At 24.9% G+C, this 14,487-nt stretch carries 13 protein-coding genes; 9 read left to right on the top strand and 4 right to left on the bottom strand.

Annotation, left to right across the window (positions count from 1 at the left end):
- The first annotated feature begins 67 nt into the window (after nt 1-67).
- The 7 genes from QMA87_RS01440 (at nt 68) to QMA87_RS01410 (ending at nt 6,593) form a co-directional block, all read left to right on the top strand.
- Entirely contained in the window at nt 68-502 is a 435-nt protein-coding gene (locus QMA87_RS01440) for a ferritin family protein (RefSeq protein ID WP_283823754.1), read from the top strand.
- A 16-nt stretch (nt 503-518) separates the two neighbouring features.
- Nucleotides 519-662: a 50S ribosomal protein L34 gene (rpmH, locus tag QMA87_RS01435; RefSeq protein ID WP_283823755.1), complete on the top strand. Its 144-nt coding sequence runs from the start codon at nt 519-521 to the stop codon at nt 660-662.
- A 5-nt stretch (nt 663-667) separates the two neighbouring features.
- Nucleotides 668-1,003: a ribonuclease P protein component gene (gene rnpA / locus QMA87_RS01430; protein WP_283827430.1), complete on the top strand. Its 336-nt coding sequence runs from the start codon at nt 668-670 to the stop codon at nt 1,001-1,003.
- The gene (gene yidC, locus QMA87_RS01425) at nt 990-2,903 is read left to right on the top strand and encodes a membrane protein insertase YidC (RefSeq protein ID WP_283833720.1); all 1,914 of its coding nucleotides are present in this window, start codon (nt 990-992) and stop codon (nt 2,901-2,903) included. The genes rnpA and yidC overlap by 14 nt, the downstream gene beginning before the upstream one ends.
- A 261-nt stretch (nt 2,904-3,164) precedes the next feature.
- The gene (glpO, locus tag QMA87_RS01420; protein ID WP_283823758.1) at nt 3,165-4,316 is read left to right on the top strand and encodes a type 2 glycerol-3-phosphate oxidase; all 1,152 of its coding nucleotides are present in this window, start codon (nt 3,165-3,167) and stop codon (nt 4,314-4,316) included.
- 18 nt (nt 4,317-4,334) lie between these two features.
- Nucleotides 4,335-5,852, top strand: a complete 1,518-nt coding sequence (glpK, locus tag QMA87_RS01415; protein WP_283823759.1) for a glycerol kinase GlpK — start codon at nt 4,335-4,337, stop codon at nt 5,850-5,852.
- A gap of 12 nt (nt 5,853-5,864) precedes the next feature.
- Nucleotides 5,865-6,593: an MIP/aquaporin family protein gene (locus QMA87_RS01410; protein WP_283833719.1), complete on the top strand. Its 729-nt coding sequence runs from the start codon at nt 5,865-5,867 to the stop codon at nt 6,591-6,593.
- Between the two features lie 52 nt (nt 6,594-6,645).
- Here the strand turns inward: QMA87_RS01410 and era are convergent, their stop codons facing one another.
- From era to QMA87_RS01385, 4 genes are read right to left on the bottom strand one after another with little or no spacing between them, the layout of a single operon-like run.
- The gene (gene era / locus QMA87_RS01405) at nt 6,646-7,515 is read right to left on the bottom strand and encodes a GTPase Era (protein ID WP_283823761.1); all 870 of its coding nucleotides are present in this window, start codon (nt 7,513-7,515) and stop codon (nt 6,646-6,648) included.
- Nucleotides 7,515-8,381 carry an rRNA maturation RNase YbeY gene (gene ybeY, locus QMA87_RS03210; protein ID WP_336619113.1) on the bottom strand — a complete coding sequence of 289 codons (867 nt, stop codon included), beginning with the start codon at nt 8,379-8,381 and terminating at the stop codon, nt 7,515-7,517. Before ybeY ends, era begins: the two co-directional genes overlap by 1 nt.
- Nucleotides 8,382-8,388: 7 nt before the next feature.
- Nucleotides 8,389-8,769 (bottom strand): MAG1140 family protein, encoded by a 381-nt coding sequence (locus QMA87_RS01390; protein WP_283827426.1) that lies wholly within the window; start codon nt 8,767-8,769, stop codon nt 8,389-8,391.
- Complete coding sequence (locus QMA87_RS01385) at nt 8,759-10,762, bottom strand: Mbov_0121 family peptidase domain-containing ABC transporter (protein ID WP_283823763.1); 2,004 nt, start codon at nt 10,760-10,762, stop codon at nt 8,759-8,761. Before QMA87_RS01385 ends, QMA87_RS01390 begins: the two co-directional genes overlap by 11 nt.
- A gap of 71 nt (nt 10,763-10,833) precedes the next feature.
- Here QMA87_RS01385 and rpiB point away from each other — a divergent pair, with 71 nt between their 5' ends.
- On the top strand, nt 10,834-11,265 hold the full coding sequence (gene rpiB / locus QMA87_RS01380) for a ribose 5-phosphate isomerase B (protein ID WP_283823764.1): 432 nt from the start codon (nt 10,834-10,836) through the stop codon (nt 11,263-11,265).
- A gap of 87 nt (nt 11,266-11,352) precedes the next feature.
- Complete coding sequence (locus QMA87_RS01375) at nt 11,353-14,388, top strand: SGNH/GDSL hydrolase family protein (RefSeq protein ID WP_283833718.1); 3,036 nt, start codon at nt 11,353-11,355, stop codon at nt 14,386-14,388.
- The last annotated feature ends 99 nt before the right edge of the window (nt 14,389-14,487 follow it).

The raw sequence follows: 14,487 nt of genomic DNA, 5'->3' as shown, positions 1-14,487 counted from the left end.
ATATTAATATATTTTATATTATAATTATGAAATATTATAAATAAACATTGATTTAGAAGGGTTAGTGATGAGAGATTTAGAGAATAAATTAATGAAACTTCATGCAACTTTAGCACAAATGGAGTTTAAACTAAAGAATTTCCGCTGAAATGTTGTTGGCCTAGATCATTTTGAAGCTTATAAACAATTAAATGATTTGATTTTTACTTGCTCATCTAGCTATGATGAGATAGGTGATTTAATTATTCAATTAGGCGGATTGCCTATAGTAGAATTTAATAAAATTTCAAAAGAATCATTAATAAATTCTGAACCAAGCAAGAAATTTGATTCATTATTTATTGCCGATATTCTTATTGAAGATTTTCAAAAAATATTAGAATTTACAACAACAACTCAATGAAATATGTTAATGCAACCAGTCATCGATAATTTAAATAAATGAATGTTAAAAGCTGTATGACAGTGACAATCAGTTTTAACTGATGTAGAACAAATATAAATAAAAGGAGAGAGTCATGAAAAGAACATATCAACCAAATAAACTAAAACATATTAAAACACATGGTTTTAGAGCAAGAATGGCAACTGTTGGTGGTAGAAAAGTTTTAGCAGCAAGACGTGCTAAAGGAAGAAAAAACTTAACAGTATCTGATAAATAATTTAAATGCAAAAAAAATATCGATTACAAAAAAATTGAGATTTTCAATCGATAATGGCCTCTAAAAAGCAAGTAATTAACAAGTGATTGGTCCTATATTATAAAGAAAGTCAAAGTTTTAAAATTGGAATTTCAATACCGAAAAAGTTTGCAAATGCCGTTAGTAGAAATAAGATTAAGAGACAAACAAAAGCCATTTTAAGAACTTTAAATTTATTTAATCTTAAATTAAGAATTGTATTAATAATTAGAAAAGAATATATTGATGCAGCTTTCGAAGAAAAAGTCAAATTTTTAAAAAATATATTTAATAAGTTAGGAGGTGCCCTTGCCAATAAATAAGAAAAAAAGATCTAAATTTTTAGATTATTTTGTAAATAGTGCAAAAACTAATGACCCTGAAAATAATAAAAATCATAAAATAAAAAAAGTTATAAGAATTATTTGAAAAGTTGCGAAAATTATTTCATTTGTATTTCTTTTAACAATAGCACTTACAGCCTGTGTACAGTTGTTAGCTTTTAAAACTGGTACTATACCAGGGTCAGGTTTTGAATATTATACAAAAAGAGAAGAAGCATCACCTATTGTAAAAACCTTTAAATATAATGAAATAACAAAAATTTATGAAATAAATAATGAGGACATTAAATATATTCATAAAGATTATACAAAGCCATTAATTGAACAAAGTGAAAAAGATTTTTCAACTTACGGTGAAGGCTATTCTTCATCAGTTGTTTTTGATGATGAAAAAGAAATCGTTAAAGGCAATGCAATTAAAGCGCCATACTCAAAAAATGGAAGATACTTATTTAGATATCAGCCAACACAAAAACAAGAAGAATTAAATAGAACTAATAATAATTTGCATACATATGAACCTTTAAATAATTTTGATAATGTATTAGGTCACAAATTAGTTGATTATTTAGTTCCATCTCAAAAAATTTTATCAATTAACAAAGATGAAATAAAGTATTTGATGACAAAAGATAATGCTTTAGTTACTTATAAAGTAACTGACCCAAATAAAATTGAACATATTCATTTTTCAAGAATAGGATTGATGAATCCTAAAAATATTGATGAAATTTATGCTAGAGATGTACTTTCTTCACTTTTAGAAAAAACATTTACACAAAAATATTATGTGGATGCTTTAAAAGAAATTAAACAGACATCAGTTTTAGACTTTATTAATAGCTTAGTAACTTATGATGAAGAAAAAAATATTTATAATCCTGTAGATAAAGAATTATCTCAACCAGAAAAAGTATTATTAGATACTTATATTAAAGCAGTAACTTCATATTTTAGACTTTTAGGTTATCAAATAGATTCACAAGATGTCGCACCATATAAAGCAAATTTAAAATTTAGTGAAGCAACAATTAAACAAAATATTTATAATCCCGATTATCAAACTGTTTTATCTTCATGATTAGATGCTTGAAAAATTGATCATTTCCATGCTTTAGTTGCTTTCCCATTAATTAAAATGATGACTTCATTTTTAGATGTATTACCATATGGATATGGTTGATCAAGTATTTTAGTTATTATAGTTAGTGTTATTGTTGTAAGACTTATTGCATTAGCAATAACGAGAAAATCATTATTTTCACAACAAAAACAGCAAGAACTTACACCTAAAAAGGCTAAAATTGAAGCAAAATATGCTAGCTATAAAGGCAATAAAATGATGGAAAATAGAAAAAGAATGGAAATTCAAGATCTTTATAAAAAAAATGGTCTAAATATGTTTAGTCCTATTATAATGGCAGTAGTTTCTATGCCGATTTTTTTAGCAATGTATAGAGGCATTAACTCAATTCCTGAATTAAAATCAACTACATGATTAGGAATTACATTCTCAGCAAACTCAACAAGCTCTCTTTTATCTGGAGGTTGAGTTTACTTGCCATTATTAATTTTAGCTATTACTATGCAAGCTATTTCAATGTTATTACCAATGATATTAACTGCCAAAAGAAATAAAGAACGCACAAACTTACTTGAAAAACAACAAATAAGAAAACAAAATAGAATTCAATATATTATGATTGCTATATTTTCATTCTTTATTTTAGCAATTAATGCTGGTGTTCAGATTTATTGAATATTAGGTGGTATATGAACAATTAGTCAAACTCTTGCAATCCATTATATAATTTGTTCTAAATGATATAAAAGAAAACAGGAACAAAAAAAACTAAAAGAACAAGAAATTGATATATAAAAAATAGAGATCTAAGGCTCTATTTTTTATATATCTGCAAATAACAAAACAAAAAAATGATTACTTTTGTACTAAATAAAATAATAATTAATTAATTTACAATTTAATTTTTATTTTATTTAAATTTAATTCTATTATATTTAAATTGCAATTTTTTCATATTTTTCCATATAACACGTCTGTCACAAAGAAAAATAGGTTTTAAAATTTTAAAATTAATTATGTAGACAAAACAAAAAATAAAAAGGAGATAATTTTAAAATGAAAAAATATGACATAACGATTATTGGCGGAGGGATTATAGGCGGGACTATTGCTTATGAACTTTCTCAATATAAGTTGAATACAATAGTATTAGAAAAAAATCCATTATTTGCCGATGAAACATCAAAAGCAAATTCAGGCGCAATACATGGCGGATTTGACCCAGAACCACATAAAATTGAGGCAAAGTTAAATGTGTTAGGTAATGAATTATGAAGAACTAAAATATTTAAAGATTTAGAGTTTCCAAAAGCACAACTAGATTCATTGATTTTAGCTTTTAATGAAGAAGAGATGGAACATGTTCACATGTTATATGAACGTGGTTTAGTAAATAAAGTTCCAAAAGAATTTTTGAAAGTTATTTCAAAAGAAGAGGTTTTAGCTAAAGAACCTAATGTTAATCCAAATGTTGTTGGCGCATTATTATGCACAAGCTCATGAGCAATTGATCCTGTGCGCGCTACATATGCATTTATGGGTGCTAGTGAACAAAATGGTACTGAGTTAAAAACAAATGCCGAAGTTATTGATATAAAATATATTAATGATATATTTGAATTAACATTAAAAAATGGCGAAAAAATTTATTCAAAAGTAGTTATTAATGCAGCTGGCCATTATGCTGATATTCTTGCTGAAAAAGCAGGATATGGCGATTTTAAACAAACAACAAGACGCGGCGAATATAGAATTTTAGCGCGTAGTGAAGCGGGAATTGTAAATTCAATTTGCTTTAAAGTTCCTACAATTCACGGGAAAGGTGTAATTGTTGCCCCTATGTTAGATGGCCGCGTTTTAGTGGGACCAACTGCTGAAGAAGGTGTTCCTAAAGAAGAAACAAGATTAGTAACTAAAGAAAAATTTGATTATATAGGAAAAATTGGTACAGAAATTATCCCAACGATCCGTCTACAAAAAACAGAAATGACTCTTGCTGGATCTCGTCCTATTGATATAGAAACAAATGATTTTATTATTAGGTCAGCAAAAGAAAATAAAAAATGAATTAATGCTGCCGGAATGCAATCTCCAGCTATAGCATCATCACCAGCTATTGCTATTGAAATTGCTAAATTAGTAGAAGAAGCAGGAATAAAATTAGAAAAAGATTTAAACTATAATCCAAAATTTAAAGTTGAGTTTTAATACAAAGCAGGAGTAAATATGGAAAAGTATATAATTACATTAGACTCAGGTACGACATCATGTCGTACATTAGTTGTAAATCATGAAGGGAAAATTATTGCTAATTCACAAACTGAATTTACGCAAATGTTTCCACAATCTGGATGAGTTGAACATGATCCATTAGAAATTTGAAATACTCAACTTTCTACAATGCAATCAGCAAAACATAAAGCTAAAATTAAATCAATTGATATTGCGGCTTTAGGTATTACAAACCAGCGTGAAACTATTGTTCTATGAGATAAAGAAACAGGCTTGCCCGTTTATAATGCCATTGTTTGACAAGATAGAAGAACATCAGAATATTGTGATTTATTAGTTGAACAAGGATATTCTGATATGTTTACTAAAAAAACAGGACTAATTATTAACCCTTATTTTAGTGGTACAAAAATCAGATGAATATTACAAAATGTTCCCGAAGCAAAACTTAAATATGAAGAAGGTGTGCTATTAGCCGGAACTATTGATACATGATTAATGTGAAAATTAACAGACGGTAAAGTTCACGCTACTGATGTTTCAAATGCTTCAAGAACATTATTATTTAACATTCATACACTAGAATGAGATCAAGAAATTTTAGATTTATTAGAAATTCCTAAAGACATTTTGCCAGAAGTTAAATCATCTTCAGAATTATATGGATATGTAAAACCAACGCACTGATCAAATAAAGCGGTTGGAGAAGTTCCAATTACTGGTGTGGCTGGTGACCAACAATCTGCATTATTTGGTCAAATGTGTACAGAAGTAGGTATGGTGAAAAATACTTATGGAACAGGCTGCTTTACATTAGTTAATACAGGTCATGAACCAATAAAAAGCAAAAACAAGCTTCTTACAACAATTGCTTGAAAAATTGGAAAAGAAAAAACAGTATATGCTTTAGAAGGGTCGGTATTTATTGCTGGAGCAGCAATTAAATGATTAAGAGATTCAATTAGAATTATTTATGATTCAGCTGAATCAGACTTCTTTGCTTCATTAGTGGATGACGATCAAAGGGTTTATATAGTACCATCATTCACAGGATTGGGAGCGCCATATTGAGATTCGCATTCGCGTGGAGCAATTTTTGGATTAGAACGCGGAACAAAAAGAGAACACATTATTAAAGCAGCACTAGATTCAATTGCTTATCAGTCAAATGATTTAATTTATGCAATGCAAAAAGATCTTGGAAAACCAATTATTTTATTAAAAGTTGATGGAGGAGCTTCAAAATCAAATTATTTAATGCAATTTCAATCATCAATTACAAATATTAATGTTGAGCGTCCAACAAATACAGAAACAACAGGTATGGGCGCTTCATATTTAGCCGGATTAGCTGTAGGTTATTGAAAAGATATTGATGAACTCAAAAAATTAAATATGCCTGATAAAGTTTTTGTACCTAAAATTGAAGAAAAACAAAGACAAAGTTTATTAAAAGGCTGAAATACTGCAGTTTCAAAAACATTAAACTGAACAAATGATATTGAAATTTAATAGAAGAGTAACATGATATATTTATCGGAATTTTTAGGTACATTATTCTTAATATTGCTTGGTAATGGTGTTGTATATAGCGTATCTGCAAAACGCATGTTTGCAAACCAATCAGGAAAATGAATAGTTATTGTAATGGGTTGAGGTTTTGCAGTTATGGTTGGTGTAATTATAAGTTTAGCACTTAATGGAGCCGCACACTTAAATCCAGCAGTAACTATATGAAGTTGAGTATCAGGTAAATTTTCAAATCACTTACAATTAATATTTATACCTATGCAAATATTAGGAGCAATGGCCGCTCAAATTATTTTAAACTTTATTAACTGAAAACATATTCAAGAAACAGAATTAATTGTAGTTCGTTCAGCACACTCAACAGGACCAGCATATAATCATAAAGAAGGCGGAACTATTTTTAATTTTGCATATGAATTAATTGGCACATTAGTTTTGCTTGGAACAATTGTAGCAATAGGAAAAGCAAATATTTCTAATTTAGGCCCCTTGCCTGTCACATTTTTAGTTATGTCAATTGGTATTTCACTAGGATCAAGTACAGGTTATGCCATTAATCCAGCGCGTGATCTTGGACCAAGAATTATCTACTTTTTTACTGAAAAAATTTTTTTAAGAAAAAGAAAACAAGAATATATTGGCGCAAACTGAGCTTATTCATGAATTCCAGTTATAGCACCAATTATAGCAGGCTTTATTATTGGTGGATTATCATTTTTATAAGACGAAATAATTAAAATAAAAATAGAGACTAGTAAATCTCTATTTTTATTTTTTAATAACCTCATTGTTTTAATTGTTTTTCATTATCAACTCAGTTTTTATTAACTTTAACTTTTAAATTTAAATTAACTTTAACTCCAAATTGATTTTCAAGATGTTTTCTTGCTTCTGTTCCAATCTTTTTAATCATTGAGCCAGCTTTCCCTATAATAATACCTTTTTGAGATTCTTTTTTAACATATATTGTTGAAAAAATATCTCAAAATTCTTCGCCTTCATTAAACTCATCTATTTGTACTGAAATAGAGTGAGGTAGCTCATCTCTTAAATTTTCATTGGCATATTTTCTTATAATTTCGCTTGCAAAAAATCTTAATGGTTTATCAGTAATAGTATCTTCATCATAGAAAAAAGCTCCTTCATAAGCATACTTTTCAATTTTTTCTATAATTAAATTTGAATATCCTTGCATTTTATCATTAAACATTCAAATTTCACTAAAACCTAGTTCTTTTAATTCTCTTTCTTTTTCTTGAAATTTATCTATAGAAACATTTAAATCAGTTTTTGTAATAATTGCAACTTTATTTTTTATATTTTTAATTAAATCTAAAATATATAAATCGCCTTTACCAATTGGTTCATTAATCGGTGTTAAAAACATTACTAAATCAATATCTTCTAAGCTTTCAATAGCATTTTTATTTAATTTTTCACCAAGTTTATTTTGTGGCTTATGAATTCCAGGAGTATCTGTAAAAACAATCTGTAAATTACCATTTGTATAAACGCCGAGAATCTGATCTCTTGTTGTTTGTGCAACAGGTGAAGTAATAGCTGTTTCAAAATTTAATAATTTATTTAGTAATGTACTTTTTCCAACATTAGGACGACCTATAATAGTAGCAAAACAAATTTTCATTATTTAAATAATCCTCTATCAACAGCAAATGGCATCATTTCTCTAATAGAAGATTTTCTAACTTTTGAGCCACTATTGTTATAGCAGTAGATTACACAATCGTTATCAAGAAATTCATTCATTACTTGTAAACATGCTCCACAACAATTAATCACATCATCTTCTTTTCTACTTATAATGTGAACTTCTTTAAAATCATGGGGTTTTGCCCCTTTAGTAACAGCTGAAAAAATAGCATTTCTTTCAGCACACAAACCACTTGGGTAAGCAATAGACTCAACATTAACCCCTTTATATTCTTTTCCATTTTTATCAATTAAAATACAAGCAACCTGAAAATTTGAGTGTGGTGCATATGACTTTTTAAGTAGAGATTTTACTTTACTAAACATTGATTCATTCATTTTTTTTCTCCTAACATTGATATTATTCATAATTCACTCGGTAATAAAATTCATTCTTTTTGCTTCAGAGATTTTGATGTGATCATAACCATATAGATGAAGAAGCGAATGTGTAAATAAATAACAAAATTCTCTTTTTTCAGAATGATTAAATTCTTTTGCTTGAGAAATTATCTTTTCATAATTAATAATAATATCTCCAAGTGGCAAAATATTCATTTGATTATAAAATTCAATTGCTTCTAGTCCAAAAGAAAGAACATCAGTAGTTTTATCTACCCCCCTATATTCTTTATTAAGTTGATGGACAACATCAGGATTCTCAAAAGTAAGGTCTACAATAATTTTTGTTTTAATATTAAAGTATTTTGCAAATTCATTAATAATTTGATCAACTTCATTTTTGAAATTAAACTTATAATTTGTATTATTTTGAAAATTTACCTCATGATTTAAATTCATAAAATTATTATACTTTAAATAATATATTTAATATATTAATTTCATTTATTAAGAATCAACCATTTATATAAGAATTAGTTTTAATTTTTATATCTTTTGGAGTTTCAAAAACGTATTTTCAAATATTATTTTCTATTTTTAAAAAGTCTTTAATTGGTAACTTATAAATATCATTTTTATATGGCAACATCAATTTTAAATCACTTGTAATTTTAACTCTTTGTTCATTATTTAAAAATCCTACTAATGTAGAGTTTTCTTTAGAAATTTTAATATTAACTTTTACATCTAATTTAATTGTTAAAATTATAGAGATAATTATAATTAACAATAATATTACGATTAAAAATGATCAAAATAATCAATGTAAATTATCTTTAAATTTCAAGAGTTTCCTCCTCATAAATATAATTATTATTGTGACTTATTTCAATAAAAAAAGCATTACATTGATAATCTTTTATTGCAAATTTTAAATATTCAAAATTTTTTTTGTCAAGATTTTCGAATATTTCATCTAATAAAATTAATTTATATTTTTTGCAAAACAAATTTAGTATTTTAACTAAATCTTGTTGCCCTTTTGACATATTACTTCCTGCATTTATCATAGAAGAATTTATATTAAAGTTCATTTCATTAAATACAAATAATAAATTGTATTTTTTAATATTTTCAAATAATTCTTTCTTTAATAAGTAATTACCTTTAGTTAAATATGAAATAATTGATGTTGTTGGCAATATAATATTACTATTTAGCAAAATTAATTCGTTTCTAAATCTCCGCTTATTAAATTGATTTATATCAATATTATTGATTCTTAAAACATTTTCTACTTTTTCATCAAGCGCAAAAATCGAAAGCAAAGTTGATTTTCCACTACCATTATTTCCTTTTATATTAAAGTTTTTAGTTGTTTTAAAATTTTTTATATTAAGCACATTATGACCTTTTGAATATTCGAAATTTAAATTTTGTACTTCTATATTTTCAATATTGTCAATTTCAAAACCATTATCATTATCTTTTTCTGTTTTGAAATTCATTATAAAATTCAACATCTCTATATTAATTTTATATTTTTTATAATTGGATATAAAACCGGAAAAATAAATTGAAGAATTATTTAAATAATTAAATAGGTTAAGAAATAAAACCAATGTTCCCACGCTAAGCGTTTTATTATAAATATTTTCAAGAGAAAATGACACTATCAATATTGGTGCTATTAATGAAATAATAATATTAATCATTAAATTTAATTGTTCATATTTATAATAGTTAAAGTTTTGAATTATTAGTTTTTTGTTTGACTTTTCTCAATCTATCAATAAATTTTCATTTCTTTTTAAATTATTAATATTAAAAATAAAATCAATACTTTTATAATTGTTTTCAAGTGTTTGTTTGAGAATTTCTTCATATTTTTTATTTTTCAAATTTTGAAAAAATATTGAAATAATACAAATTAATATCGAAGTAATAAAAGCAATAATTGATAATTTATATTCAAAGTAAATTAATAATAAAATAGATGATATTAATACTATTGCTTCATAAATTAATGTATAGATATATTTTGATTGAAATGATGCAACTTCAAAAATAACTGAATATCTACGAATATAATCTTCTTTAGTTAGTTTTCTGATGTAACTAGAGTATGATGATGCTATTTTTTTTGAAATTTCTTGTCAAATATTTTTGGCTATTTTTAATTCTATAAACTTAGTGATTAGTGAATAAAAAAACTTATTCAATCCGTGAATTATTATTAAAAATAAGTATGAAACTATAAATATAATAAATATGTAATTATTTTTATTTAGTGCAAAAAAATCTAAAATAATTTTAATAAATCCATTCATAATAAAATTAGATATAAGTAATAAGAGTAATGAAGGTATTAAAAGCAACATTAACATATTAGGAACAAATATCTTATTAGTTTTTTGATAATTTGTGTTATTTTTAATAACTTTTTTATAAGTTGCAGTAATTATAATATTTAAATAAATTTTTTTAAATTCTTCAATACTCATTTTTATTTTTCCCTTTGCGGGGTCAAAAATACTTAAAATATTTTTATGTTTTTTTATAATAATTACATAATGATATATTTCATTATTTTTAATAACACATATAAATGGCTTTTCAATTTTTAATTTTAAAAATGCTTCATAACTACCTTCATACGATTCAAGAAAAATACCATATTCTTTAGCAATGTATTGTAATTCTAAAAGATTAATTCCCTCCACATCATATTTTGCTTTCATTTTTAATTCATTAATTTCTAAATTGTTTTTTTCATAATACTTATATAAGTACGCGATTGCGAATAATCCACAATCTTTTAAATCTATTTGTTTTTGCATCTTAATTGTCAATATGTTAAAATGCTATATAATTTTTAAAAAAAGGAAAAATTTAGGAAAAGTAGGAGTTTATGAAAGCAGTTATAGCATCAGATCATGCAGCATTTGAATTAAAAGCAGAAATTATTGATTATTTAAAAGAAAAAGGATATGAAGTTGTAGATTTAGGACCAATAACTAATGAACCAACTTCTTATTCATTGCAAGGGCATAAGCTTGCACATTATGTATTAGAAAATCAGGAAGATTTAGCCATTGGTATGTGTGGAACAGGATTAGGAATTTCTTACGCTCTTAATAGACATAAAGGAATTAGAGCGGCAAGATGTACTTCTGAACAAGATGCTATGTTAGCAAAAAAACATAATGATGCCAATATTCTTGTAATAGGCGGAAGAATTTCTTCAATATGTGATGCAAGAAAAATGATTGAAGCATTTACACATACAGAATTTGAAGGCGGCAGACACATTCAAAGAATTAAACAGATAGAAGAAAATTAATCTATTAAATTAAATTTTGAAAAAGCATTTTTTTTATTAAAACGCTTTTTTTAATATAATTAAAACTATGTTTATTTAAGGAGTTTTATGAAAAAGAAACAGCTATTTTGAATTTTAGTTGGGACAATTACTGCTGCCACAGCACTTATTGTTGGTACTGTATATCTTTCAAATAAATTTAATAAAGAAAAAGTAATTGAATCTGAAGATCCTAATATTAGATTAAAAAATGATAAAAATAATAATGGCAAAGCATTTGATTTTAATGCTAAAGAAAATTCTAATAATGATGAAATAAAAAATAATGTTGGTATTTTTAATGAATCTAATCCAGTAAAATATATTGCTCTGGGCGATTCTATTACTGATGGTTTTACTTCTGAAATTAATAATTTAATACAAGGAAAACTTGAATCTGGAAACATATCAGGTTATGGATATCCATCTTTTTTAGCAGATTTAATTCAAAAAGTTAATCCGAAATTACTTTCTTCATTCGAAAATATTGCAATTTCAGGCTCAACATTTAAAGATTGAAATAATAATTTAAGCCAAGAAGAATATGTTAGCAAAATAAAGGATGCGAATTTAATTACTATTACTTTGGGTGCTAATGATTATATTAAAAGCATGTTAACATATTTTTATAATGAAATTGATCTTAGTGCATTTTTTAAAATAAAAGGTAAAGATTTAAAAAATTACTTATTAGATTTAGTAGTAAGAATTTTTGACAAAATTGATATAACAATTCGCCAAGAAGTAACAGCATTTCTTGAAAAAATTACTTTGATTAATTCTAACGCTAAAATTTTATTTATTAGTTATCCTTTAGCATTAATTCGTCTTGCTGATGTAATTAATACATATTTATCTATTCTTTTTAATTCAGAAGAACAATTAACAATTATTCATGATTTTTTAAATATTGTTAATAGAACAATGAATGAAGTAATTGAAAAATATTCACAAAATATTAATCCAAATATTAAAATTGTTAATGCATTTGATAATAAGTATTGAATAAAAAATGCCGACAAAGTTGGGCGTATAGCCTTTTCAATTCATCCATCAATCAAGGGATATAAAAAATTGGCTCAAGATATTTTTATAGCTATTTCAACTTCTAAAAATAAAAAAGATTTAGAAGAAAATAAAATTTTCTTAGATGATGATTATTACAAAAAATTCATTCAAAATGACAAGTTAATTGAATTTAATATTAATGATTTAGAAGTATTAAAAAGAGCATTTGGCAATGATGGCGCTAAATGAATTTTTGATAAAAGTGAAATTGAATCAAAAGTTTTTGATTTAATAAAAGATTATTCAGTAGCCGATGAATATTACAAAAAAATTGATCTTCTTTTTAGATATTATATAGAACAATCTAAAAAAGGCGAACCATATTATGTTCCTTCAGTACCAATTTTAATTAAGTCATTTAAAGATAATATTCTTGATGTTTTTGATAAAGAGGGAAAAATTTATGCTTATCTTTCAAAAGATAATTTTAAAGTTGTTTTCGATCTTTTAACTAAGTTTGTTGATAATAATGTTATTAGAGATATGTTAAGTGAGTTTCAAAAAATATTAGAAGAAAAAGATGATAAGGGAAATTATAAATATAAAAATATTACTCCAGAAATTTTTAAAGATATTGTTTCTAAAACAATTCTTAATGAACAACTATGAATGAATTTTTTAAGAAATATGTTGGACAGTGAAATTATTGGTGGCGGAACTCTTAAAGAAATTTTATTTAAAGTTTTAGATTATGCATTTAAAGACAATGATTCAAAATTATTGTCTAAATTCTTAACACAAATTTTTAATTTAGTACCCCTTCTTCAAAATACTTCAGCTGAAAGCATTCAAAAAATAAGCAATTTTATTAAAAGAGATTCAATTATTTTTAATTTAGTTAAAGACTCAATTACTTATTTTGAAGAGTGAATATTACATGCTTTCAAAAACCCAAGTTTTAAAACATTTAGAGATGTTTTAAATTTCCTAATTTTTAAAACGAAACAAACAATTATTACCGATCCAAAATTAAAGCAAAACGTTAAACACATACTTAAAGTTGGAATAAAATTAATTAATCAAAATACTTCTTTAATTTCAAATATAGCTTTATCTCAAATTTCTTCTTTAACTGGAGAAGATTATTCTACTGGAGCTGAATCGCAAAATATTTCAGTTGTTATTCAAAAAATTATCAATTCTAACTTATTAAATGCCTTTTATGGTCGCAATATAGATTATTTAATTGAGCAGGCGCTAGAAAAAATTTTAAATCAAGGATTTGATGCTTTAGATATTAATTTTATTAAAAAAATTATTGAAGATAATAATTTTACGCAAATTAATTTCTTACTTTCAACTATTCTTCCTGAAGTAAATAAGTCGCTTTATGAATCAATTAATGATAAAAATTGAGATGATAATTTATATGTAAAAATGATTAATACAATTTTTGAAAAAACTAAAGACAATTCTAAATTATTTGAAATTCTTAGAGAGTTACCAAATGATAAATCGTCTTCTATAGATATTTCTATTTCAGATATTTTTCAAGGCGACTATTATATTTCAAATATTAAAGATTTATATAAAAGTTTAATTATTCCATTTGCAAGAAATATTGCCAAAAATTCACAAGGTGATTTAAGTCAAATTAAGATTCAAACTAATAAGGATTTACATGCCTTAAATAGAATTACAGCACTTTTTGCCTATTTAATTAGAGTTAAAGCAGATTCAGCTGCATTTTGAAGCGATTGAAATCCGCTTTCAATTAGTACAAAAATGTTTATAGCACTTAAAGAAGCTTATTATGATTCATTACAGCCATTTCAAGAAAAAGTTAATATTTTAAATGTTTCTAGTGATTTGGCTGAAATTACATTTGGTAAAGATTGACAAGACCAATCTTATGATGGGCTTTCATTTTTAGGAATTTTTCCAAAAAGAAAATATCATAGAGATAATTTAATTGCATATATTAATTATTTTGATAAAAAAGATATTCACAATAAAAATGACAAAAATATGCCTCAAACAAATTTTGATAATATATTATATTTATTAAAAAATGGATATTTAAAGCAATCTAACTAGGAAATAATCAATTATATTTCCTATTTTTTTTATTTTTTTGAAAAATGTCATTATTTTTGCTTTATTAATATTGGAAGGAGTTTTAAATATAAAAAAATA

Origin of the sequence: Mycoplasma phocimorsus (assembly GCF_030077875.1) — a bacterium.
GTDB lineage: Bacteria > Bacillota_I > Bacilli_A > Mycoplasmatales > Metamycoplasmataceae > Mycoplasma_H > Mycoplasma_H phocimorsus.
This window is presented reverse-complemented; position numbering and strand designations above follow the sequence as displayed.